The sequence below is a fragment of the Neptunomonas japonica DSM 18939 genome (assembly GCF_000422765.1).
In the GTDB taxonomy this organism is placed as follows: Bacteria; Pseudomonadota; Gammaproteobacteria; order Pseudomonadales; family Balneatricaceae; genus Neptunomonas; species Neptunomonas japonica.
The window spans coordinates 99,806-123,883 of sequence record NZ_AUGR01000015.1 but is presented as its reverse complement, the minus strand read 5'-3'; the positions used below and the strand labels follow the sequence as shown (position 1 = coordinate 123,883).

Below are 24,078 nucleotides of genomic sequence, written 5' to 3'. Positions count from 1 at the left end.
ATCCACATGCATCTAACACTTAAACACCGATTTTTTGTGTTAATCATCTGTACCATTGTTGCATTCGCATCAATGTTTTTCGTCCAAAGCTGGATGTCATCTTCTAGTGACGCTAGCTGGAATAAACTTCAGCAGCAAGCGCAGGCAAGGCAAACACTGCTTTTACAAATCAGGCAGCAGGTAGGCTATGGCGCGTTGATTCATAATTTTAAAAACTATGTATTACGCGGCACACCCAAATATTACTCTCGTGTTGTCAGTAACTACGACGCCATTAACGCACTCATCAACCAATACAGGTCAGTGCCTGAGCTCAATAACATAGAAACAAGCGCATTGAATAATATAGCAATGACGCTCAAGCAATACCGCCAAGCGGCTAACCAAGTACAAGGGTTATTTGCTAATAAGGCGACCATCAAAGAAGTCGACAGCACGGTCAAAATATCAGACTCTCCTGCTATCAATGGTTTTACAACCCTTGAAGAGCAGTACCAGCTGATTATCACCAAAACAACCGATGAGTTTGAAGCAGTACAAGAAAACAGTACGCTATATATGGTTATCGTTATCTTATTGGCACTATGCGGCGGATTAATACTCGTATTCTGGCTTAACCGCTTTATTGTTAGTCGACTCTCCGAGCTACACCACGCTATTCACGGGCTAGCCACGGGTGAAACAAATCTCAATAAGCGTCTCGACGTAAAAGGGAATGACGAGTTTGCAAAATTAGCAGAAGAGCTCAACACCTTCATGAGCCATATGGCGACACTGATAGAAGACATTCGCGGCGTATCCAACGACTTAGAAGATGGTCTTAGTCATATTAATAAAAATGCTCAAGGTAACGCAGCCAGAACAGACCAGCAGAAAAATGAAACGGAGTTATTAGCAACGGCAGTGGAGGAGCTTGCAAATACCGCACATGCTGTTGCCGATAACACCTCTGATGCAGTGACCGCTGTAGAGCATGCTCAAACCGAATTTACCAATGGCGCCCAAGCACTTTCAAGCTCAGCCAGCAGCATGCAGAAACTTGCCAGCGAAGTTGAACAAGGCTCAAACGTCATATCCAAGCTCAAAAGCCAATCAGATCGTATTGGTGAGATTATCAGTGTTATTGGTGATATAGCAGAACAAACCAACCTGCTAGCACTGAATGCAGCCATTGAAGCGGCGCGTGCAGGTGACCAAGGACGCGGCTTTGCTGTTGTTGCTGATGAGGTACGCACATTGGCAGGTAGAACCCAGCAAAGCACTATAGAAATACGTGAGATGATAGAAGAACTGCAAACAGGTTCAGAAGAAGCCGTAAGCGTTATGTCATCCAGCAAAGAGCGCAGTAATGAATCTGTCAGCTTAATATCTGAAGCTGAAAACGCCCTTAAACTAATCGCTGACGAGATGGACACTATTTCCAGATTGAATCTACAGATTGCTGAAGCATCAACCCAGCAGTCAGCAGTCACAAACGAAACAAGTGAGAATATTCAACGTATCTTTAATCTTTCAGAAGAGACATCTTGTGCTGTGAAAGAAAACCAAAACGCGATTAGCTCCCTCGAAAGCAAGAGTGAAGCTCTCAACGGGCTGGTATCACGCTTTAATCTTTAAGGCAGTAAGGCAGACAAAAAAAGGGCTGCAATCGCAGCCCTTTTTTAGATTCTATTATCGGTTACTACCGCTTACAGCGCAGCTTCCAACTCAGGAACCACATCAAACAGATCAGCAACTAAGCCATAATCAGCTACCTGGAAAATAGGCGCTTCTTCATCTTTGTTGATCGCAACAATAATTTTTGAGTCTTTCATACCAGCCAAATGCTGAATCGCACCAGAGATACCAACAGCAATGTACAGGTCTGGAGCTACCATTTTACCGGTTTGACCAACCTGCATATCGTTAGGTACAAAGCCAGCATCAACCGCAGCACGCGATGCACCAACAGCCGCACCTAGCTTATCTGCAAGCTTGTATAGCAACTCAAAGTTTTCGCCATTACCCATACCACGACCACCTGATACAACGACCGAAGCAGCAGTAAGTTCAGGGCGATCAGATTTAGCCAGTTCAGCACTCACGTAGCGTGAGTTATCTGATGCAATCACTTCACCGATAGTATCGATTGTCGCGCTACCACCGTCAGCAGCAACAGGATCAAATGCTGTACCACGCACAGTAGCCACTTTGAAAGCATCTGCAGACTTAACGGTAGCAATAGCATTACCCGCATAAATTGGACGCTGGAAAGTATCAGCACTCACAACGGCTGAAATATCAGATAGCTGATTAACATCGAGTAATGCAGCCACACGGGGTAAAATGTTTTTACCATCTGATGTAGAAGATGCAAAGATGTGTGTATAACCTTCAGCGATAGACACCATCAATTTACTGGTGTTCTCTGCTAAGTGGTTCTCATAAGCAGCATTATCTGCAACACGTACACTGCGTACACCTGCTACTTTAGATGCTTGCTCAGCAACAGCCTGACAGCCACTTCCAGCGACCAGAATATCAATGTCTCCACCGACTTTAACAGCAGCTGCAACTGTGTTTAACGTTGCCGGTTTCAGCTCCTGGTTATCATGTTCTGCAAGAACTAGAATACTCATGACAATACCTTCGCTTCATTCTTCAGTTTATCGACCAGCTCAGCAACAGAGCCCACTATAATGCCTGCTTTACGTTCAGCAGGTGGTTCAACCGAAACCAATGTAATATTACTACCAACGGCAACACCCAAGTCAGCAGGCGTTTTAACATCCAGTGGTTTTTTCTTGGCTTTCATGATGTTTGGCAATGAAGCGTAACGCGGCTCATTCAAACGTAGATCGGTAGTAACAATGGCTGGCAAGTCCAGCTCAAGAGTCTGCAAACCGCCATCGATTTCACGCTTAACACTTACCTTGTCGCCATCAACAACGACTTCAGAAGCAAAGGTTGCCTGTGGGCGATCCAGCAAGGCTGCTAGCATCTGTCCAGTCTGATTGTTATCAGAGTCAATTGCTTGTTTACCAAGAATAACCAAACCAGGCTGCTCTTCTTCAACAATTTTAGCCATCAACTTAGCAACACTTAAAGAATCTGGAGCAGTATCAGTCTCTACGTGAATACCACGGTCAGCACCGAGTGCTAACGCTGTACGAATCTGTTCTTGGCACTGTTTAGCACCAATAGAGATAACAACAACTTCAGTGGCAACACCTTTCTCTTTTAGACGAACTGCTTCTTCAACTGCAATTTCACAGAACGGGTTCATAGCCATTTTTACATTAGCTAGATCCACATCCGTTTTATCCGCTTTAACACGTACTTTGACGTTATAATCAATGACGCGCTTTACAGCGACAAGTATCTTCATACAAGCCTCGCTTTTGTTGTTCTTTTGATGGTCTGAACGCCAGACCGTACGGTATTAATAACAATAATTCTAAACCGCCAAGCCACAATAACTAAAAACACTTGTTTTACTGACGACTAGAACTATTCTCGCAAATCACCCCGTAAATACAAGGGAAACCACCTAGTCTTTTAGCAGTTATTTATATTACCTTAACGTAAACGTAAAGCAAGTTCCTATAACTCTCTTTGAAAACATCTTTAGTGCTACCTAACTATCAAGCTATCTAGGCTCACATAGCTAGCTAAAGTTTGGCTGACGCTTTTCAATAAAGGCACTGAATGCCTCTTTAGCTTCCGCTGAAGCCAAGCGCTCTTTAAACTGCTCAACCTCATCCACCAGCACTGTTTGTAGCGTTGCTTGTTGATGACTTTTCATCATGTTTTTACTGAGTTTAACTGCCTGAGGCGCCATATTTGCCAATTGAGCAGCAGCGGCTTTAGCTTCACTCAAAGGGTGATCTAGCGCACTGTTAACCAACCCAAGTTCAGCAGCACGAACACCACTAACACGGCTCCCTAAAACCAATAATTCAAATGCAAGTCTGTGCCCCAGCTGTTGTGGCAATAATAAGCTTGTACCACCTTCCGGCACTAAACCTAAACGAGCAAACGGTAACTGAAAACGCGCATCTTTAGTACAATAAACCAGATCGCAATGCAAAAGCATAGAGGTGCCAATACCTACAGCATCACCCGCCACTGCGGCAATCACAGGTTTACTAAAGGTCGATATCGTCTGCAAAAACTTAAGGGGTAATGCCGCTTTATCTGAGCCAACCGAAGCGGCCATAAAGTCTAAAATATCATTACCCGAGGTAAAGCAATCAGCGCTACCTGATATCAGTACACATCGAATGACATCATCCTCTGCAGCAAGCAGCAGTCCATCTATCAACGCCTGATACATATCTAATGTCAGTGCATTTTTCTTATCAGGGCGATTAATCTGCAAAACCAATACAGCACCGTCTTGCTGTTGCAACACATGCTCAACCTTACTCATACTTTTGCCTCCTTATATTTTCAATGCGTATTCGCGGCTTCGCTGAGCGTAATCCACGGTCGCATCGATATACTCTTCATGCAGTGCTACCAGTAACTCTGCCACACTAGGCACATTATTAATCGAGCCTACCCCCTGCCCTGCTGACCAGATGCTTTTCCAGGCAGTCGCACCCTCTTTAGGGGCAGTCAACTCTTCTCCAAGGTTAAGTTCTTTGCTGCCAGCCTCGCTCACCGCATCATCAGTTTTCAATGCCTTGCCAGTCTCAGGATTTAGCCCAGCGGACTGTAAACTTGGCTTTAAAAAGTTAGCGGGGATGCCTGATATTTCGGGCGTATAAACAATATCTTTCGCGTTACTATCAACAATCATCTGCTTATATTCTGTCACCGCTAAGCTCTCTTTTGTGTTGATAAAACGCGTGCCCATATAAGCTAAGTCGGCACCAAGAGTTTGTGCAGTGGCAATATCTCTACCCGTTGATAAGCAACCCGATAAGATAACGCTGCCTTGATAGAAGGTGCGAATTTCATTCACAAAAGCAAAGGGACTGAGTACTCCAGCATGACCACCAGCACCGGCACAAACAGCGATCAAACCATCGACACCTGCTTGGGCAGCTTTTTCTGCGTGGCGAATCGTCGCCACATCATGAAATACCAAACCACCATAAGAATGGACCGCTTCAACAACATCAGGAACAGCGCCCAAAGAGGTGATAATCAGCGGTACCTGATGTCGCTTACAAATATCCAAATCAGCCTGTAAGCGCGGGTTACTTTTATGCACTATTAGATTAACGCCAAATGGCGCCGCATGTTTACCTGTTTGTGCTGTATACGCCTCAAGAGCTGTTGTTATTTCGATCAACCAAGATTCAAACTCCTCACTGGTTCGTCGGTTTAAAGCGGGAAAAGTACCGACAACACCCGCTTTACATGCCTCTATTACGAGATCAGGCCCTGATACCAAAAACATCGGCGCACAAATCAGAGGCAAGGATAAACGCCCCTGCAAGAAAGTAGGAAGGCTCATGAATTTTCTCCCAAAAATTAGGCTATATAGGGTTCTTCATTATAGTGGTCAGGTAAATAACGCTTAACAACATCACTATCTTGTGCCCATGTTCGGCACGTATTCAACATTACTTTGGCTCCTGCATCCATCACATCGTCTTCCATACTCGGCCATAAGCTTTGGATTGCGGTTGTCGCTAGAATGGGTAGTAGCTCATGTAAGTGCGTACACCCTTTTGCTCCACCAACCATCTCTTTAGCTTTACGGTGCCAACCAGGGCCTATGCGAGTACCTTCCAACTGCTTAAAAGCCCCAGCTGCTCCAGGGCACATTTTGAACGGTGATTGATCAATTACCGCTTCTACATGGTGAATGAATAAAGAACGGTCTAACGTAAAGCGAATCGCCATATCATGAAACGCTTCGCCTGCAGAAACAAAACCACCACGTTCGGGATTTTCGACTGTTTCTGCTTTTACATCACTCATTTTAGCCTCAACATCCCACAGACCATCTTCTCGCTCGTAACCATTACAAACAATGGCACGGCGGTGTGCATGTTTACGGCGTACCGGTTTTGTTAAAGGCATAATGCTCCCTCAGGCAACATTAGTCTGTGCAGTGCTGTCGTCATCTTTAAGCATTCGGCGCAACACTTTACCAACATTAGATTTTGGCAGGTCTTCTACAAACACTATCGATTTAGGCACCTTGTAGTTAGTTAAATTATCTTTGCACCACTTCAGCACTTCTTTCTCGGTTAGTGCTATATTTTTTCTAACTACAAACAATTTTGGCACTTCGCCGCTACGCTCATCTTTAACACCGATTGCCGCACATTCAAGCACACCGGGATGCGACGTTACGACATCCTCTATTTCGTTCGGATAAACATTAAATCCGGAAACAATAATCATATCCTTAGCACGATCAACAATACGTAACCGGCCATCTTCTTCCTGAATAGCAACATCACCCGTAATAAGATAGCCATCGTCGGTAAAACACGCTTGCGTCTCGCGCTCTCTTTGCCAATAACCTTTCATTACTTGAGGGCCTTTCACGCAGAGTTCACCCGCTATACCCACGCCAGCTTCAGCACCTTTGGCGTCAATGATACGTACATCTGTTTCTTTTAAAGGCCAGCCGATTGTGCCAATACTCACTTTACCCGGCGGATTTATAGCAACGGCAGGCGACGTTTCGGTTAACCCGTAACCTTCCATTATGTCGCAGCCAGTAACGCTCTGCCATTGATCTGCAGCGGCCTTAGTCAGTGCCATACCACCAGAAATAGTCACTTTAAGATGGCTAAAATCCAGTGCTTTAAAGTCGTTATTGTTGCACAGAGCAACAAATAAAGTATTCAATCCCATGAAGCTAGTCAGGTTCCAACGCTTCATCTCTTTAACAAACCCTGGAATATCTCTTGGGTTAGCAATCAATACGCTATGACCACCCGCCTCCATAACAATTTGAGAGAGTGTAAAAGCATAAATATGGTACAGCGGTAAAGGCGCGATAGACGTATCAGACCAGCTGCTATCAGCTTGGCTAATCAACTCGCGGCCCTGCAACATATTAGATACTAGGTTGGCGTGTGTTAACACCGCTCCCTTAGATACACCTGTAGTCCCACCAGTGTATTGAAGAACAGCAATATCTTCTGTTTGTACCCTAATTACCTTCGGCTTTTTCCCAATACGGCTTAATAAAGCAACCCGTAAAGAGGTCTCCATCGGCAGGTTATAGTCAGGCTCCATTTTTTTGATGTACTTAATCGCTTTATTTAATAACGTACGCTTAATAAAGCCATGCAAGTCACCTACTTGGGTAACAAACACATGCTTGATTTGTGTTTTATCAATAATTTTTTCAGCGTTGTGTGCCATGCTGGCATGGATTACCAGCGCTTTAGCACCCGAATCATTAAACTGATGCTCTAGTTCACGTGGCGTATATAGAGGGTTGGTATTAACCACGACTAAACCCGCACGTAATGCACCAAACAATACAATAGGATATTGAATAAGATTAGGCAGCTGAATGGCGAGCCGGTCACCTGGTTTAAGGTCGGTTTCTTCTTGGAGATAAACAGCAAAAGCATCCGCTAATGTATCCATCTCTGCATACGTGAGCGTTCGTCCAAAGCTAGTAAAAGCAGGACGCTCGGCGTAACGCTGACACACACTGGCCACCACATCGAGTACGGTGTTGTAACCTTGCGGATTTAACTCAGCAGGAATCCAAGTCCCTCGTGTATTATCCATTAGTTGCCCCTAATATTATTGTTATTGGTAGGCGGAATCACGTCCGATCACCACTGTATTTTCACAAATAGAGTTAATTTTCTTAGCATTTCCCTAGCAGGCTATGCAATCTCTCCATAGCCTCGCCCAACTTTACATTTTATGCCACCGGAAAAAGGGCTGTCAGGCGTGTTGCGAGCATAATATCGCCATCGGCACGAATGCGCCCCGTCATAAACGCCTGCATTCCATCAGTTTCACCAGAAATAACTTCCTGTAACGTCTGCGTATCCATAGACAATGTTACAGAAGGCTCGTCATGCTCACCCTGGGCAACAACGCAGCTATCATTAGCAATTGTCACATGGTACGGCTCCCCATCATCAATCTGGTACTGAAAGACGACATCCATCCCTGCTGCTGCCCCACTATTAAAACGGCTCTTCATCTCGTCAAAAACTTTATTCAGGTCAGACATGCTTATTCCCTCTGCTGGGTTGTTCATAGCAGCATCGCTACTGGTTTGACTGCTCCTTGTTGGAGCACTTATTTTACTTTTTTTATAACGCTTAGCATTAAAATTTAACAGTTGTTGAGCTAACCAACGGCCGGCTCTGTATTTCAAAATCCACACAACGGTTACTCTCTTCTGATTCAACGATTTTTAGAGCTCCTACTTAAAAAATAAAATGCTCTTCATCCATTGCCATCAAACTCTCAGCACCTGATTGCATAATCTCGGCATGAGAGCGCGTACGAGGTAACAAGCGCGCATAATAGAAGCGAGCAGTGGTCAATTTTGCTTTATAGAAAGCTTCTTCTTCCGTACCTTGCTCAAGTACTTGCTGTGCTTTATAAGCCATACGTGCCCAAAAATAAGCCAACGTCACATAACCCGAGTACATCAGATAATCCACCGCAGCAGCACCCACCTCTTCACGGTCTTGCATCGCCTTTGCACCAATTTTCATGGTGAGTTCACCCCACTCTTTATTAAGCGCGATCAGTGGCTCAACGAATGGCTTCATAGCGTCATTGTCGGCATTTTCTTTACAAAACATGTGAATCAATTTGGTAAAGCCTTTAAGCGAATCACCTTGAGTCATCAATACTTTACGGCCTAGCAAATCAAGTGCTTGAATCTGTGTCGTGCCTTCATACAGCATTGAAATGCGCGCATCACGCACGTTTTGCTCCATACCCCATTCTGAAATAAAGCCATGCCCACCATATACCTGCACACCATGGTTAGCGGATTCAAATCCTACTTCAGTGAGGAAAGCTTTTGCGATTGGCGTTAAAAAAGCAAGCAATGCATCAGCTTCTGCTTTTTCTTTCGTATCGGCCAGTTTTGTTTTATCAACAAGCTGAGCACAGAAATAGATCAGCCCACGCCCGCCTTCGGCAAAAGCTTTTTGTGTCAGCAGCATATTACGTACCGCTGGGTGCACAATGATAGGATCTGCAGCACCTTCTGGATTCTTCTTACCCGTCAAAGAACGCATCTGCAAACGGTCTTTGGCATAAGGCAGTGAATTTTGAAAACCCCACTCAGCATGAGCTAAGCCCTGTAATGCAGTACCCAAGCGCGCAGTATTCATAAAGGTAAACATGCAGTTAAGGCCTTTATTCGCAGGTCCTATGAGATAACCAGTTGCTTCATCAAAATTCATGACACAAGTTGAATTACCATGAATACCCATCTTATGCTCTAGCGAACCACAAGCAACACCATTACGTGCGCCAACAGCATCACCGTCAGACATAAACTTAGGAACGATAAATAATGAGATACCTTTGGTGCCTGCAGGAGCATCAGGTAAACGAGCTAATACGATATGAATAATATTATCTGCCATGTCATGCTCACCGGCAGAGATAAAAATTTTGGTTCCCGATACTTTATAGCTACCATCCGCCTGCGGCTCTGCTTTAGTACGCAGCAAACCTAAATCTGTACCGCAGTGTGGTTCGGTTAAGCACATAGTACCTGTCCACTCACCGCTCACTAGCTTAGTAAGATAGGTTTCTTTCTGCTCATCAGTACCATGTTCCTGTAAGGTATTCATAGCACCGTGGCTTAAGCCAGGATACATACCCCATGACCAGTTCGCCGTTCCAACCATTTCGCTGATAACGGTACCGATCGATTCAGGCAACCCTTGCCCACCATGCGCTGGATCATGAGCCAGAGATGGCCAGCCACCCTCAACATATTGCTGGTAGGCTTCTCTAAAACCGGTAGGTGTTGTGACTTCACCATCATTAAACTGGCAGCCTTCTTGGTCACCTACTTGATTCAGCGGTGATAGAACACGCTCAGAAAATTTAGCGCCTTCTTCTATAATGGCACTAATCATATCCGGTGTAGCATCTTCACAACCGGGTAAACTCGCATAGTGCTTTTCAGATTCAAGCACCTCATTCATCACGAACTGTATTTCACGTATTGGTGCTTTATATTCTGGCATGTTCAATCCCTCTGTTCTTTTTTATGCGCCCGTATAACAAAGTGTAATAGGCAAGCATGAATGTCATGATTTAAGTAAGAATGGACGAAAACCCAGTACCCACCAATAACAAAAGGTGCCAACATCACTAACAAATAGTGTCAATACGCTCATATCCTGCATAAATACGCATATTGTGCACTGCAAAAATCTGACAAATTAATTCAGCACAAATCCTTTTAATATGACTGCCACCTTCCTAATTAGTTTAAAATAGCCTCATGAAGACACTATTAATTATTGGTTATGTTTGGCCGGAACCTCGCTCATCAGCAGCGGGGTATCACATGCTTTCATTTATTGAGATGTTTTTATCACATCAGTGGAAAATCATTTTTGCTAGCCCTGCGGCGTTAAGCGAGCATAGAGCAAACCTTATTTCATTAGGCGTAGAGGAAGTTGCCATCGAGCTTAACTCATCAAGTTTTGATGACTGGGTTAGTCAGCTACAGCCAGACATGGTGCTATTTGACCGTTTTATGATGGAAGAACAGTTCGGCTGGCGAGTCGAGCAATGCTGCCCAGATGCATTACGTATACTCGACACCGAAGACCTACATAGCCTACGCGAGACACGTCACCAGTGGATAAAGCAGCAACTACGTTCTGATAACCTAGATATTTCGCAGTTATCATCACCACGAGAGCTTTACCAAAGAATGGCTAAACAGGATCAGTGTAAGCGAGAAATTGCGGCTATTTACCGTTCTGACCTAACCATGATGGTGTCAGATTTTGAAATTAATTTACTCACACAGAGTTTTGGCGTACCCGACAACTTGCTTACCCACTGCCCCTTTATGCTACCAGCAGCTCAGACAAATACCCCCCTCTTTAGTGAGCGTCAGCACTTTATCAGTATTGGTAATTTTCGCCATGCACCTAATTGGGATGCCGTACTCTGGTTAAAGCAACAACTATGGCCGCTTATAAGGCAACGTTTACCTGATGCAGAACTACATATATACGGCGCTTATCCACCACCCAAAGCGACGGCACTGCATAATGAAAAAGAAGGCTTTTTGGTTAAAGGCTGGACTGAAGATGCACATCTAGTCATGCGTCAAGCCAAGGTGCTGTTAGCACCCTTGCGTTTTGGTGCAGGTATCAAAGGTAAACTGGTTGATGCCATGAGAAACGGTACGCCTTCTGTAACCACTACAATGGGCACAGAAGGGATGATTGATAGCAAGGAAACGTGGAGTGGCGAGCAAACAAATACTCCCGAAAAATTTGCACAAGCGGCCATCAACTTATACTCCAACGATGAGCATTGGCAGTTAGCACAAACGCGTGGTTACCAAATACTCACTGATCACTTTTGTCAGGCTAAGATCCAAAAAAATCTAATGTTGCGTGTAGAAGCGCTACTTGAAGCGGAGCAATTAGCCCAGCATAGGCTAGCTAACTTCACTGGCCAGATGCTGTTACACCATCAACATAAGAGTACTAAGTATATGGCGCAGTGGATTGAGGCTAAAAACCAGCTAGTGCCTGCCAGTGTGGAACCAACAGAGCCCGCTAGCTAGTCGTTTTTTTAATAAAGCATATAACTACAAAAAGCTAAGCAGTTATAAACTGACTAATTAACTGCTTCTGCTCTTGTGCAATAGTAAGCAACCCTTGGCTGCTCTCTGTTACATCTTGAGCACCTGAAGCAATCTCTGTAGCCGCTTCGTTGATGGTCACCAATGTACGGCTCACCTCTTCAACTGCATCATTTTGCTGGCCCGTGGCTTCGGTAATTTGCGTGCTCATTTCACGAATGTTGGCTATTGAACTATTCATGTCTTGCAGAGCAGTTTGCGAAGTACCCGCATGCAACACGCATTGCTGAGACTGTTCAACACTTTGATGCATCACCTGCACAACTTGCTGAGTACTCCGCTGCATGTTCACCACCATATTTTGGATCTCTTGGGTGGAATTTTGCGTCCGGCTGGCGAGACTTCGCACCTCATCAGCAACGACAGCAAAGCCACGCCCCTGATCTCCTGCTCTTGCGGCTTCGATAGCAGCATTAAGTGCTAATAGATTAGTCTGCTCAGCAATCTCTCCAATAGTGTCCAAAATACTGCCAATTTGTTGGCTGTATTTGTCAAGCTGATCACTCTGCTTCACTGCTTCTTTAATGTCGTAAGATTGCTGTTCAATACTGGCCAACGTCTGCTGTACACAGCGCTCTGCATCAGTACTCAAATGTTCACATTGCTGTACAGCCTCTAGGGTTGCACGAGCATGGTTGGCAACTTCTGTTACCGTAGACTCAAGCTGAGTCGCCGCTGACGATGTGCTTTCCAACTGTAAGCTTTGCCCCGCCATCGCCGTAGTTGTTTGATCGCTGATAACAGCGTTCTGCTCTGCAACACCGGTCAGTTTTTGTGAGGCGCTACCAATACGAGATAATAAACCGCACAAGCGCTCGACCACTTCATTTAATGCGCTACCCAACTGGCCAAATTCATCTCGATTATTATGATCAAAAGCAATTCGCATATCACCTTCAGCAACTGCTGACAGCTTTTTAAGCATTTCCTGTAATGGCCGAGAAATTGAGCGTACAACCAAACCACTAATCAAAATCGCGATAAGGGTTGCCCCCACTAGCAGAGCAATAATAGTACGCTGACTGAGTGAACTCGCTTCATCTGCTTCTATACGCTGAGTATCTGCACGCTCTAAGGTAAGGCGGCTAAACGTTTCAGCGGATTCACGCGCTTGCTTGAGGAGCATGTTAACTTCCTGTAGCTGCGTGGCTTGCTGAGTATTCACATGATCTAACTCTCGATACAGCTGCACCACACCTTTATCGCTATAAAGCTGTTCAACGACATCCTTAATCAGAATTTTAATCCGGCCAGCCTTAGGATCAGCCTTTGCCAAAGCTGCCAAACTTTTATTAAGTGCGCCTTCAGTTTGCTTAAGTGCAGTATCTAACGCTTTAAAGTCATTATTCTGTTTGAAGTTAATAATCTGAGATTTATGAGTATTAGCACTGCGCATAAATACACGCGCCTCAGAACCGCCGCTATTATTTTTGGACAGGTATTGTTGCCCCCAGGTATTTAAGGTATCCATTTGACGCTGAAAACGACTTTCTTTTTGGCGGGTACGTGTCAGTAGCGCTAAGCTCTCCTCATGCAGCTCCATCACTTTTAAAGCAGCCTTTGAAAAAGCTATTTCGGTTTTCTCCGTTTCATCAAACATTTCGAGCAACTCTGTATCATCAGCTAACAATGGTGCCAACACTGCATGTGCTTCAGTAAATAATACCATTTGATGCTCAAATGATTTTTCATAGCTTAGACGCAATGCTGGATCAGCATCATCATTTGTTAACGCTCTAAGCAAAGCAATGTTGGCTTCTTGTAAAGCAATTAGTTGATGGTAACTGCCGCTAGAAATAGGCAACGACACATCCGTTATTTTATGCATCCGAGCATTAATATCGGACGTTCCCCAGAGGCCTCCACCACCCACAATCATGATAAAGATAACGAGCAGAGCAAAACCAAAAGCAATCCGGTGCGTGACTTTCAAAAACATGGGAGATACCTGCAAGGGAAGAGCCGTGATCAGCTATTGATAGACATCCGGTCTTCAAATATTTTTATTATTACGTCTTTAAAAAGTAGTGTGCTTTTTTAAGCTTTTCAATAAATGACTCTATAAAATTTTTAGCTGGCCCTCACACACAGATTAATTGGCCTCATTCTAAACGAGAAGAGGGAGGCTAATAGCCTCCCTCTCGGTAAAATAAAAATACAATATTGAGCTACTTCAAAGCCTCACGTACTCCCTTTTCGTAATCCGAATGCACCTGTTCAAACAGAGCTAGCTGACGCTCTACTATCTCTTTCGGTACGCCCTGCATAGCTGCAGCTATATTACTAAAGAGGCGCTTTTTCTGCCCTTCATCAAACAAGTTAAACAGTGCACGAGGCTGGCTAAAATCATCATTGCCTTCGCGGTGGTCATAGCGATCCACCTCTCCACTAAGCTGAAGCAAAGGCTCTTTTACATCAGGCCTTGCAACGGCACCATCAAATGAATTTGGCTCGTAATACGCATCAACATTCCCCGTTTTTTGCCCCATAAAATTCATAGCACCATCTTTGTGATAATGATGTACTGGGCATTTCGGTGTATTTACGGGTAACCCTTCGTAATGTGTACCTATTCGGTAACGATGTGCATCTGCATAACTGAATAAGCGAGCCTGCAGCATCTTGTCAGGTGAAAAGCCGATCCCCGGAACTGCATTAGAAGGTGAGAATGCTGCCTGTTCGATCTCAGCAAAGTAGTTCTCTGGATTACGGTTGAGTTCCATAACACCTGCTTCAATTAATGGGTACTCTGCATGCGGCCACACCTTCGTTAGATCAAAAGGGTTGTAGCTGGTTTTATCCGCATCGGCTTCAGGCATAACTTGTACATACACAGTCCATTTAGGAAAGTCACCTTTATCAATAGAACCGTAAAGATCTTCTTGTGTAGATTCGCGTGTTTTACCTACCACAGCTTCTGCTTCTTCATTAGTCCAATGGCGATGTCCCTGCTGCGTTTTGAAGTGGAACTTCACCCAGAAACGCTCTCCCGCATCATTCCAGAACGAATACGTATGGGAGCCATAGCCATTGATATGGCGCACATCCGTGGGCAAGCCACGGTCACTCATCAAAATAGTTACCTGATGCAGCGATTCAGGGGAAAGTGACCAAAAATCCCACATCGCAGTAGGCGAGCGCATATTAGTTTTAGGGTGACGTTTTTGCGTATGAATAAAATCAGGAAACTTAAGCGGGTCGCGGATAAAGAACACCGGGGTGTTATTACCAACCATATCCCAGTTACCTTCATCGGTATAAAATTTAAGCGCAAAACCACGTACATCACGCTCAGCATCTGCTGCACCAGCTTCACCTGCAACCGTAGAAAAACGCGCTAGCATCCCGGTTTGCTTACCCACTTTTTCAAAGATTTTTGCGCGTGTGTAGCGAGAAATATCATGCGTGACAGTAAAGGTACCGAATGCACCCCAACCTTTTGCATGCACGACTCGCTCAGGTATACGTTCACGGTTTTGGTGAGCTAACTTTTCAATGAGTTGCCAGTCCTGCATTAATACAGGACCACGTGGGCCGGCGGTTTGACTGTTCTGATTATCAGCAACCGGACTACCTGCGGTTGTTGTATGGTAAGGGCACTTACTCATGACACACCTCTACTTGTTGTTGTGGGCTATTTGTTGCTCTAAGAACAATCTATCCCTTTAACAAGCAGTTTCTAAATTGAATGATTTAAGCGAGGTGATTAGGAAAAACTATAACGGCTATTTTTTGTCTTTGACTATCTGCTAAAAGGCACTACTTATGGATTGGCGGAGCCGCCAGCAATGCTTTCCAATATGTAAGGGCTGAGCTGGATTCATCCATTTCAATAAAGCGTGCTGGGTGCAAGACCTGATATAAACCCTCCACACTAGGAGTTTTTTGTAAAAACCACAGACCGAGCTTCCCTACCTCAAAATTATAGGTATCACTCACAACACCCGTACGCGGATATTGTCGAATAAATACTATATTAACGTGAGAAGAGCCTTTTAATACTTGCTGCACACGCAGGACCCCGACACTTAGCCGGAGGCTTTTGCTTTCTATCTGCAGCTCTGATGCTCCAATAAATTCAGCAAAAACTATCGCTACGGATGCGTTGCTTAAATCTTGTTCTGTCATTTGAGCCAATGAAGCATTACTCACTGCTGCTGTTAATAGACAGATTACCGCCCATACAGTAACAAAGGCAGCTTTAAGCACCAGAGGCGGCCCTGTATTGCTTTCTAACCACGACCAAGCCCAAAAGACCTATCACCAATAAGAAAATTGAAGCAGGTTCAGGAACCTCATTACCTGCGGCTGGAAGCCCGTAAAGATACTGAATCCCTGCAAAGTCATCTGCTTGGGGGCCAGAAAAAGCTTCCGTATAATAAGGGTTCATCAGTGAGTGAGGAACGTTAGTATGATCTAAGCCTAAGGCATGGCCTAGCTCATGAGTAAATACTTGGAAAATATCAAAACCTGGCGTGCCAACATTGGTCGTCCACAAGTCACCTGAATCAAAATGGATGTCCCCCGCTGAAGAGCTGCCCGGTTCAGGAAGATAACCATGCGCCAAAATACCACCGGCCCCATCAAAAGAGTGCCCTCCGAGACGTATATCTCCTGAAGCCCCTGACACATTAAACGCATCACCACTATCAGGTACTTGTATAAAGGTTAGGCCAGCGATGTCAGACCACGCATCGAAGGAGCGTGAAATTTCACTTTCAAAACCCAGCGGCATAAAATCAGCTAATGAAGTTACACTACACCCAATAGACTCATAGGTTCCATTGCAGCTAAGCCCTGTATCCATATAGCTCCAACTAATAATAGCACCCGTACCAAACGCAGGATCTCCCCACTTTTCTCCGCTAATAACATAAGCGTTTGAGAACATTGATATTGAACACAGCAATAAAAATAATATTCCCTTAAACATATACGTCCTTTTATTTTCATTCAGTTAAACAGATGGCCTGTAGCTTTGATATTGGCCCATTCACAGATAACACTATCGCCCGATTAAGAGGAAACTTGAGAGCATAAAACGAGGACGTAAATAGCGACTATTGACTTTGGCTTCTTATGTATTTTTCGGCAGATTGAATCTTGGCATCTATATCTCTATACAGGTCTTTGGGTGAGGCGTTTCTAGGATTTACAGCAACAGAAGGATTTATAGCAGGGTTTTGAGTAATGGGCTCTTGAACAGCAGGGCTTGGCCTACCTAACACCTCACCCAAATTAAAATCTTCCAACGAAGTCGCGTTTGGGTCCAATTTGGCAGCCGCTTCCCATCGTTTAACTTTTTCTTGCAGCAACAAGTTGGCTTTTACCAAACGGGCATTCTCCGCTTTAAGATCACTCTTTATATCTTTAACTTGTGAAATAGCCGAAGACAGCTCAATTTTTGCATTGGCAATTTCGATAGACACATTACTGGATGATTGCGCGATAAAAAGCAGGCCGAGTGTAGCTGCCACCATACAAAAACTTAACGCATGCCAGAAACTACGAGGAACACTTGCCATATCCATGTTTATCTCCCAAACAGCCCTAAGCACCAACCTACTTAGTGACAGCGTTTATGAATAAACACTACAAGACACATGCCAATAAATATTCTTTATTTATCAAATAGGCAAATGAAAAACTCATAGTTAGATGGGTTTAAATAGACCCATAAAATCAATTAGAATACTGAAGATTTTTATTATTTTTTTATGATTTCAATAATAGAAACATAAACTTATAAAAACAGGAATCAATCTTACATGCGGGTTATTTAACACCCATACAGAACGTCTATTCATTTACACAAATATTTCATAATGCCTTTCGACATTCTTTGATACCTTACCCCAGAGAGAACTTTTTACTCTTTCTTGGTGCATGTCAAATGCCGCGTTATCAATGAACTCTTCATAAACATCAAACCGGCAAGGGTTCTCTTTGGCTTGAGTTACCTCGAATACCAAACACCCGGGCTCTCTAAGAGTCAGGTTCTTATGATTAACAATCTCACTCTGTACCGCAGGTAAGTCTTTCGACGGGACGAGGATAAAACCTTTTAATACTATTTTTGGCACGAAAGCTCCAATAATCCTTCCAACTAATAATCCGAGGAATCCGCGCTTATAAATGCGCTCTTTTCAATCCATTATTGTGCGTTCTCGTTTTTAGTTAGGCAATGTTCGGACAATTGCTCAAACTGCTCGGATATCGTGGCCACATAAGACGATGAATTATCTGTTACGGATACTCTATCACCCACAACAACATCACAGTTAAACGGTACTAATAACACTTCACCCTTGGGTAAAGAACGGCCTAAACCATGCATCATAACTGGCGTTACAGAGGTGTTGGGCCGATCTTTAATGATGAAATACACACCTTTTTTCAGCGTGCTCATCTCTTCGGGTTTTCCTCGACTGCCCTCTGGGAACAAGATTAGAATATCGTCGTTATCTAACGCTTGGTGACACCCTTCAAATAAACTACCTCTGGCAGACTGTCCGCTTCTATCCATCGCTATAATGCCAATACATGCAAGTGACAACCATGCTAGAAAACCGCCACCTCCTAAAAAGTAATCAGCAGCAGCCACAGGCCGCACTTTATGAATCATAGAAAGCGGGTATAAGCTCATTAAGACTAGTGTGTCTAAGTGGCTATTATGGTTCGCGACAATAATAGCAGGCCCAGACATAGGCAATTTTTCTCGATTTCTTAAGTTGATCCCAAGCACAATCAACACAACTGGCTTAACAATCAGGCCAAAAAACAAAACTTTCATGACTCGATTCATAGTTAATAGCACATGTAATACAAAAAATGGAAAAACAACGGAGCAGTGTAGGTCAGGCTATCAAGTCGATCCAATATGCCGCCATGTCCTGGAATAAGATTACCACTATCTTTTATATCCAGATCACGTTTAACCGATGAAATCACGACATCTCCGATAAAACCACTGGCTCCGATCAAGGCTCCTGCCATTAGGCCTTGTACGTTACTTAAAGGAGTCAATAGTGGTGCCACAAGACCAGCACAGATCGTGATGGTAATGAGCCCACCAAGAAAGCCTTCCCATGTCTTATTCGGACTGACTTTAGGGATGATTTTATGCTTACCCAGCAGCTTGCCCCACACGTACTGGCACACATCATTAAACTGCGTCATAAACAGTATAAACAATACAGGTCCAACAAAGCCTGCCTCCTCATTTTGAACAGGAAGCATCAGTAAGAAAGCAAGGTGACTGATACTAAAAACGGCGAGCATTGTCGCCCAATGAATAATGCCGGCCGAGCGGATAAAACCTTTCGTATCTCCGGTAAGCACCATACGCATGGGTAGAAATAGAAAAACATAAACGGGAATAAAGATTATGAACATCCCGTACCAGCTAGAACTCACCCAGTAGTATTGAACAGGTATGGACAAATACGCCCAAAAAATCACCTTTCGGTCAGCTAAACGTGTCGGCACAATCGAGAGAAATTCTTTTAGCGCCAGAAAACTTAAAAAACCAAAAAAAACCACTGCCGCTGTTTTACTCACTGTCAGCACAACAAACAGTAACCCAATCATGATCCACCATGACTGAATTCGTTGTCGCAGCTCGGTGTAATCTGTTTCTGGATGCTTACTCTTTAAAAACAGCCGTATTACGGTAGCTAGCACAAGTAAACCGACGACTGCCGCCATCGTGTAGAATGAGTTTTGGGGAATATTAAAAAGCATTAAGAAAGTCACTTCCTTTGTAAAATGAGCATAATCGACATCCAGCCAAGTCTGTTTATTATAGATTAAATAATTACAAATAAGCTGTGTAGAACAGTGAAGCGAAGCGTTGCATACGCGGGGTTATTTAATAACCTGCACCAATAAGATACTTAGCAATAACATGCTTTGTACTGCGAAGCATGCAACTTGGCTTTTAAGTAACTTAAATGCCCCCTGACAGCGATCTAATAATGAACGAACATCTTCATTCGTTTTAATTAATCCTAAATGCAGCATTGCACTGTCTAAATCTCGAAGTTCAGACTCAATTTCACAGTTTTTTGGTTCCGCTGTAATCACCTTTGCTAATTGGGCAAAGAGCTCTGCATCCAAACTCACCCGGATGGCGTAATATTTTTGCATAATGCCGACGAGCACAATAATGAAAAAAGCGATCATCTGAAATTTATTGATTAATAAACTGCTCTGTAAGAACAGCATAACGACACTTAATAATGTAAAGCCAAATGAAGTTCTATCAATAACGACTCCACACTTTAATAAGCTAACTTGGAGTAATAAATTCATTTGCTGTTTCATCCGTTCCCCTTGTAATTAAAGCACTACGGGCTTTGCATGCTGGCACGCTTTTAAAAAGCACTGACAATCGTGCAGCAACACCATCTCACTCAACGCCTTCAAGTGGTATGGCTTAATAACCACTTGCGGGCGAGCATTTTCTATCATCAACTTCGCATGTTCAGGGCTTTTCGCCTGCGCACTCAGCAACAGCCACGCCATTAATGCCACGCTACTGCGAGAATAACCTAGTGCACAAAATACTAAGATAGGCTGACGATGAGCATTAACGAGGCCATCAATAGTTTTCGCCGCTTGCCAACACTGCTCAGGAGTCAACGGGGTTAGGTCAAGTACGGGCATATAACGATAATCACAACCATTAGGTACGATGACAGGCAGCTCGGCACACATATCCATCAATCCCGCATATTGCTTTGCCTCTCTAGCATCTGGGATACATCCAAGCCAAACACCATCAACTATCTCAGCAGCCGGTCTCTGCCCTTTTGTCCAAAACTTTTTATTAACCCAAGCGCCCAATAAATAGGGAGCAAAGAGGATAGTGGCAGTAATATTTAGACGCCCTGACGACTGCTTTTGAAATCCCTTCGCACCCATAAAAGCATAGTTAATAGCGACAAGCATTAAAGCGATACAAGGCCAAATCAACAATAGCGCTATACCGAGAAAGTATGCGGCACTGATACTAAGAATAATCCCTAAAATAATACTGGCCGATGCGTAATAACAGGCTAATATCCAACACCGTTGAAGGACTATGCGAGACAGAGGCTTTGCCTGCTGTTTTAAAGTGTTCGAGGGCTCCATTGGCCAGCACCACAAACAAAATAAGCCCGCTAAGACTCCTGCAGGTAGATCAATAAAGTGATGTTGCCATGTGGTTAATACCGACAACCCAATTAATGCAAACCAAGCATGCATAAACCAACGCCAAACGCCTCTTAGACGCGCGCCATAACAAGCCCAAAGCACGACTAATAGCGTGATATGTAAAGATGGTACTTGGTTAAATGGCTTATCAAAGCCCATTAAGACATCGAACATCGAGCCAAACAGGCCACCTAACTCGGGACGCTCAACACTAAAGCTTAAAGGCCAAATAAAAAAACATGTAATACAAACGACTTGAGCTGTGAGCAGGCGCTTACCTAATGTATCAACCTGCTTACGCTCTCTTGGTAGTAAAAAAGCTAAGCCGTAAAGTAAGTCGATGGACCAATAAGGGACGATGGTCCACGGCAACAGCGGAATAAAACGCTCCCAACTAAACACCACGCTACCAACATTAGATAAACTAGCAGCATAGTGATTAGCAAAGTTATAACTCAAAAAGAAGAGAGGCGCTAATAACGAAAGCCACGCCAAACTTCTTAGCCATAAAACAGACTTGCAAAATAAAAGAAGCGATTGAAACATACGACTTAGTCTGCTTTTTGCGCGATTGATACGCTAAAAATACCCATTTCATCAATGCGCTGCTCTAGCTTTTTAAATCCGGCAGCAGCAACTAGCTGGTCCATCTCAGCTTGACTACGGCGACGCATCACCCAAGCTTGGCCTTCACGGTGGCTAGTGAGTGCTCGCGCAATTAGCATTAACTGCGGATGCCAAGGTTGGCACGTATAAATTAAGTACCCTCCCTCTTCCATGCTTTGAGACAGCCCCGTTAATGAAGCTGAAACCATATCATTGCTACTAAACAACTCATATAACCCAGAAACAACGGCTAGATTTGGTTGAGGATTTAGTGCAGCTAAATCGGCTTTATCAAACGCATCACCTTTAATAAACTGCACTATGGAGTCCAAGTTTTTCTCTTTAATGAGGTTGTTACCGTCTCTCACGTTAATATCACTATAGTCACGTAATAACACAGACTTAGGTTTAACGTTGGCCTGTTCGATAGCTGATAAAATATAACGACCATGGCCTGCCGCTATATCAACCAACTTAACATCTCGACTTTGCGCTTGCAGCTTACCCATAGCGATTGATAGCAACTCTTCCAAATTCAGTCGTCGCTGACGAATACCCTTCCAACCGACTGAGTTCAAATAATTTTTATCTAAGAGCTCACCAAATTTATTAGTACCTGTTGGCTTATTACGATAGACATAATCCAGAGTACTCCCAGAATCAAACCCTGTATCAATACCCAATTTTATACCCGCAGAAAAACGACTGCTAAATACCAGTGATGCACGATAAAAAGACCAAAAGCGGGTTTGTAGAGAATTTTTAGGAAGCGGCGCAGCGAGTGATTCAGCTTCAGCACAAAAATAGCCGACCTTATCGGCATTAAGTAATTCTTTGGCGTAGTGCGGCTGTGAAAAGGAGCATTGAACAAAACGCTTAATGCGCATCAATGTATCCCCCCTCGTCAACTCTCCCAATGTATCATGATAGAAGCCCGGCAAAATATGCTGCTCTTTACACTCCGAGCCCAAGCGATCAAAGAATTTCTGCTGAGGGTTTCGACGCACAACCCAGTCGGAGCCTGATATCAATAACTGTGTTGGCACAGTGATAGTAGCGGCATCGGCGACCACTCTTTTCGCGGCATCATGCAGCCCAAGCAACATATCGACCGAAATCGCACGTGCTATTAAAGGGTCATTTTCAAATGATGCGATACGCTCTGGGTCATGAGTTAATAAGTTAGCTTTAACATAGCTATTAACAAAAAAATTGCCTTTTAGCTTCCTTAGTGCCCGTAGACCAGGAATAGCAAAGGGAACATATAACTTGATACTAAAAGCAGGCGACGCTAGTACTAAAGCTCGTATATTCGGCGCATAATCATGTACCCACGTTGATGCCAACACGGCACCGACACTTTGAGCCAATACAATAGTTTGCTCAACATCAACATTATGCTGCACAGCCAAATGATCAAAAAAAGTTTGAACATCGCGCACGCTAGTTCCAAAACTTGGGCTACTGCCCCTTATCCCTGGAGAATTCCCGTGTCCTCGTGCATCCCATGCAAAGAAATCACATTCATCAAGTTCCAACTCGTTCACTAGGTGCGCCATACGCGCACTATGCTCGTGACCTCGGTGAAACATAACAACACTTTTTTTAACACCCGATGCCGCTTTTTTAGCAGGCCAATAGCGATACTTCAATTCAACGCCATCATGCGTGGTAAAGCTCAATATAGATGCAAGTTCGGCCTCATCGACCACCGAACTAACAAGCCTATCTGTTGCTGTTAAATCTGACGTTCCTTGCAAAGATGATTCCACAAACTATCCTTATTTATTAGTGCTAGTAGCACGCTCAGTTAAACCGCATCGAACCCTATTAACGATAGTGACAAGCAGTAACAGTAACGTAATTAACAACGCGGCATTAACCAAAAACGGTGTGATAATATCGAATGCCCAAAGCATCGCGAGCAATCCAAATACAAATGCTCGATCACTTTTGCCCATAGGTCCGTCATAACGCCGAGAGGCGCCAACCATAAGCCCAAGTACACCTGTAAATTCACTCAATGCTGCAAGAAAGACAATCGCTAAAACCAAACCAGTTTCTACACCAAATAACAATGCAAAAGGCAGATAAAGAGCAGTATCAGCAACCACATCAGACAACTCATTGAGATAAGCACCAAGCGCAGACTGCTGCTTAAATTCACGCGCCAACATACCATCGATAGCATTAAAAGCCATACGCAAAAACATCCACACTGGCAGCAACAAAAACCACAGCGGGTGAATAGAGGGTATCGATAGCCCCACGCCCAACATAACCGAAATCACAACAGCGGCCACTGTCACTTGGTTCGCCGTGACTCCACGGGCATAAAGCCACTTAACGCTCGGCCGCAAACAGTTCTGGAAGCTGGATTTTAATTGATAAATAGACAAGGCATGCACCTCAAATCAGCAGATTATTTTAATAAAAGAAGAAAGCAGGTATCAATTATTAAGGTGTATTTTCTAAATGGC

Annotated in this window: 22 protein-coding genes; 2 read left to right on the top strand and 20 right to left on the bottom strand. The window is 43.9% G+C overall.

The features are described 5' to 3' along the window. The first annotated feature begins 6 nt into the window (after positions 1–6). Complete coding sequence (locus tag G511_RS22625; protein ID WP_051221897.1) at positions 7–1,617, top strand: methyl-accepting chemotaxis protein; 1,611 nt, start codon at positions 7–9, stop codon at positions 1,615–1,617. A gap of 71 nt (positions 1,618–1,688) precedes the next feature. Here the strand turns inward: G511_RS22625 and G511_RS0110905 are convergent, their stop codons facing one another. From G511_RS0110905 to G511_RS0110870, 8 genes are all read right to left on the bottom strand, one after another. Further along, positions 1,689–2,618 (bottom strand): electron transfer flavoprotein subunit alpha/FixB family protein, encoded by a 930-nt coding sequence (locus G511_RS0110905; RefSeq protein WP_028469643.1) that lies wholly within the window; start codon positions 2,616–2,618, stop codon positions 1,689–1,691. Beyond that, entirely contained in the window at positions 2,615–3,367 is a 753-nt protein-coding gene (locus G511_RS0110900; RefSeq protein WP_028469642.1) for an electron transfer flavoprotein subunit beta/FixA family protein, read from the bottom strand. The genes G511_RS0110905 and G511_RS0110900 overlap by 4 nt, the downstream gene beginning before the upstream one ends. 279 nt (positions 3,368–3,646) lie before the next feature. Then, the gene (locus tag G511_RS0110895; protein ID WP_028469641.1) at positions 3,647–4,411 is read right to left on the bottom strand and encodes an enoyl-CoA hydratase-related protein; all 765 of its coding nucleotides are present in this window, start codon (positions 4,409–4,411) and stop codon (positions 3,647–3,649) included. Between the two features lie 12 nt (positions 4,412–4,423). Next, on the bottom strand, positions 4,424–5,446 hold the full coding sequence (locus tag G511_RS0110890; RefSeq protein WP_028469640.1) for an NAD(P)H-dependent flavin oxidoreductase: 1,023 nt from the start codon (positions 5,444–5,446) through the stop codon (positions 4,424–4,426). A gap of 17 nt (positions 5,447–5,463) precedes the next feature. After that, entirely contained in the window at positions 5,464–6,018 is a 555-nt protein-coding gene (locus G511_RS0110885; protein WP_028469639.1) for a DUF2889 domain-containing protein, read from the bottom strand. A gap of 9 nt (positions 6,019–6,027) precedes the next feature. Continuing rightward, complete coding sequence (locus tag G511_RS0110880) at positions 6,028–7,698, bottom strand: AMP-binding protein (RefSeq protein WP_028469638.1); 1,671 nt, start codon at positions 7,696–7,698, stop codon at positions 6,028–6,030. 139 nt (positions 7,699–7,837) lie between these two features. Then, positions 7,838–8,155 (bottom strand): SCP2 sterol-binding domain-containing protein, encoded by a 318-nt coding sequence (locus G511_RS0110875; RefSeq protein ID WP_028469637.1) that lies wholly within the window; start codon positions 8,153–8,155, stop codon positions 7,838–7,840. A 199-nt stretch (positions 8,156–8,354) separates the two neighbouring features. Next, entirely contained in the window at positions 8,355–10,148 is a 1,794-nt protein-coding gene (locus G511_RS0110870) for an acyl-CoA dehydrogenase C-terminal domain-containing protein (protein WP_028469636.1), read from the bottom strand. A gap of 326 nt (positions 10,149–10,474) precedes the next feature. Here G511_RS0110870 and G511_RS22620 point away from each other — a divergent pair, with 326 nt between their 5' ends. Further along, positions 10,475–11,716 carry a glycosyltransferase family 4 protein gene (locus tag G511_RS22620; protein ID WP_425411397.1) on the top strand — a complete coding sequence of 414 codons (1,242 nt, stop codon included), beginning with the start codon at positions 10,475–10,477 and terminating at the stop codon, positions 11,714–11,716. A gap of 34 nt (positions 11,717–11,750) precedes the next feature. Here the strand turns inward: G511_RS22620 and G511_RS0110860 are convergent, their stop codons facing one another. From G511_RS0110860 to G511_RS0110805, 12 genes are all read right to left on the bottom strand, one after another. Next, positions 11,751–13,733, bottom strand: coding sequence for a methyl-accepting chemotaxis protein (locus G511_RS0110860; RefSeq protein ID WP_028469635.1), 1,983 nt, complete (start codon positions 13,731–13,733; stop codon positions 11,751–11,753). Between the two features lie 229 nt (positions 13,734–13,962). Further along, positions 13,963–15,402, bottom strand: a complete 1,440-nt coding sequence (locus G511_RS0110855; protein WP_028469634.1) for a catalase — start codon at positions 15,400–15,402, stop codon at positions 13,963–13,965. 151 nt (positions 15,403–15,553) lie between these two features. Continuing rightward, positions 15,554–16,003, bottom strand: a complete 450-nt coding sequence (locus tag G511_RS0110850; protein ID WP_028469633.1) for a hypothetical protein — start codon at positions 16,001–16,003, stop codon at positions 15,554–15,556. Next, the gene (locus G511_RS23855; protein WP_084629082.1) at positions 15,996–16,727 is read right to left on the bottom strand and encodes a matrixin family metalloprotease; all 732 of its coding nucleotides are present in this window, start codon (positions 16,725–16,727) and stop codon (positions 15,996–15,998) included. Before G511_RS23855 ends, G511_RS0110850 begins: the two co-directional genes overlap by 8 nt. A 127-nt stretch (positions 16,728–16,854) precedes the next feature. Further along, complete coding sequence (locus G511_RS0110840) at positions 16,855–17,325, bottom strand: hypothetical protein (RefSeq protein ID WP_028469632.1); 471 nt, start codon at positions 17,323–17,325, stop codon at positions 16,855–16,857. A 276-nt stretch (positions 17,326–17,601) separates the two neighbouring features. After that, entirely contained in the window at positions 17,602–17,877 is a 276-nt protein-coding gene (locus G511_RS0110835; protein WP_028469631.1) for a putative quinol monooxygenase, read from the bottom strand. Between the two features lie 71 nt (positions 17,878–17,948). Then, positions 17,949–18,587 carry a lysophospholipid acyltransferase family protein gene (locus G511_RS0110830; protein WP_245573949.1) on the bottom strand — a complete coding sequence of 213 codons (639 nt, stop codon included), beginning with the start codon at positions 18,585–18,587 and terminating at the stop codon, positions 17,949–17,951. Between the two features lie 14 nt (positions 18,588–18,601). Continuing rightward, entirely contained in the window at positions 18,602–19,537 is a 936-nt protein-coding gene (locus G511_RS0110825) for a phosphatidate cytidylyltransferase (RefSeq protein WP_036551872.1), read from the bottom strand. Between the two features lie 123 nt (positions 19,538–19,660). Then, positions 19,661–20,119, bottom strand: coding sequence for a hypothetical protein (locus G511_RS0110820; protein ID WP_028469628.1), 459 nt, complete (start codon positions 20,117–20,119; stop codon positions 19,661–19,663). A gap of 15 nt (positions 20,120–20,134) precedes the next feature. Further along, positions 20,135–21,538, bottom strand: a complete 1,404-nt coding sequence (locus G511_RS0110815; protein WP_051221891.1) for a phosphatase PAP2/dual specificity phosphatase family protein — start codon at positions 21,536–21,538, stop codon at positions 20,135–20,137. A 5-nt stretch (positions 21,539–21,543) separates the two neighbouring features. Next, on the bottom strand, positions 21,544–23,370 hold the full coding sequence (locus G511_RS0110810) for a bifunctional alpha/beta hydrolase/class I SAM-dependent methyltransferase (protein WP_211224896.1): 1,827 nt from the start codon (positions 23,368–23,370) through the stop codon (positions 21,544–21,546). Between the two features lie 9 nt (positions 23,371–23,379). Next, positions 23,380–23,997: a CDP-alcohol phosphatidyltransferase family protein gene (locus G511_RS0110805; RefSeq protein WP_028469625.1), complete on the bottom strand. Its 618-nt coding sequence runs from the start codon at positions 23,995–23,997 to the stop codon at positions 23,380–23,382. Positions 23,998–24,078 lie beyond the last annotated feature (81 nt).

Coding starts and splice junctions, on each gene's coding strand:
- G511_RS0110885 (WP_028469639.1), bottom strand. CDS start 6,018: ATGCCTTTAACAAAACCGGTACGCCGTAAACATGCACACCGCCGTGCC.
- G511_RS0110875 (WP_028469637.1), bottom strand. CDS start 8,155: ATGTCTGACCTGAATAAAGTTTTTGACGAGATGAAGAGCCGTTTTAAT.
- G511_RS0110820 (WP_028469628.1), bottom strand. CDS start 20,119: ATGAAACAGCAAATGAATTTATTACTCCAAGTTAGCTTATTAAAGTGT.
- G511_RS23855 (WP_084629082.1), bottom strand. CDS start 16,727: ATGTTTAAGGGAATATTATTTTTATTGCTGTGTTCAATATCAATGTTC.
- G511_RS0110855 (WP_028469634.1), bottom strand. CDS start 15,402: ATGAGTAAGTGCCCTTACCATACAACAACCGCAGGTAGTCCGGTTGCT.
- G511_RS0110830 (WP_245573949.1), bottom strand. CDS start 18,587: ATGAAAGTTTTGTTTTTTGGCCTGATTGTTAAGCCAGTTGTGTTGATT.
- G511_RS0110900 (WP_028469642.1), bottom strand. CDS start 3,367: ATGAAGATACTTGTCGCTGTAAAGCGCGTCATTGATTATAACGTCAAA.
- G511_RS0110825 (WP_036551872.1), bottom strand. CDS start 19,537: ATGCTTTTTAATATTCCCCAAAACTCATTCTACACGATGGCGGCAGTC.
- G511_RS0110880 (WP_028469638.1), bottom strand. CDS start 7,698: ATGGATAATACACGAGGGACTTGGATTCCTGCTGAGTTAAATCCGCAA.
- G511_RS0110870 (WP_028469636.1), bottom strand. CDS start 10,148: ATGCCAGAATATAAAGCACCAATACGTGAAATACAGTTCGTGATGAAT.
- G511_RS0110815 (WP_051221891.1), bottom strand. CDS start 21,538: ATGTTTCAATCGCTTCTTTTATTTTGCAAGTCTGTTTTATGGCTAAGA.
- G511_RS0110890 (WP_028469640.1), bottom strand. CDS start 5,446: ATGAGCCTTCCTACTTTCTTGCAGGGGCGTTTATCCTTGCCTCTGATT.
- G511_RS0110895 (WP_028469641.1), bottom strand. CDS start 4,411: ATGAGTAAGGTTGAGCATGTGTTGCAACAGCAAGACGGTGCTGTATTG.
- G511_RS0110840 (WP_028469632.1), bottom strand. CDS start 17,325: ATGGATATGGCAAGTGTTCCTCGTAGTTTCTGGCATGCGTTAAGTTTT.
- G511_RS0110860 (WP_028469635.1), bottom strand. CDS start 13,733: ATGTTTTTGAAAGTCACGCACCGGATTGCTTTTGGTTTTGCTCTGCTC.
- G511_RS22620 (WP_425411397.1), top strand. CDS start 10,475: ATGCTTTCATTTATTGAGATGTTTTTATCACATCAGTGGAAAATCATT.
- G511_RS22625 (WP_051221897.1), top strand. CDS start 7: ATGCATCTAACACTTAAACACCGATTTTTTGTGTTAATCATCTGTACC.
- G511_RS0110905 (WP_028469643.1), bottom strand. CDS start 2,618: ATGAGTATTCTAGTTCTTGCAGAACATGATAACCAGGAGCTGAAACCG.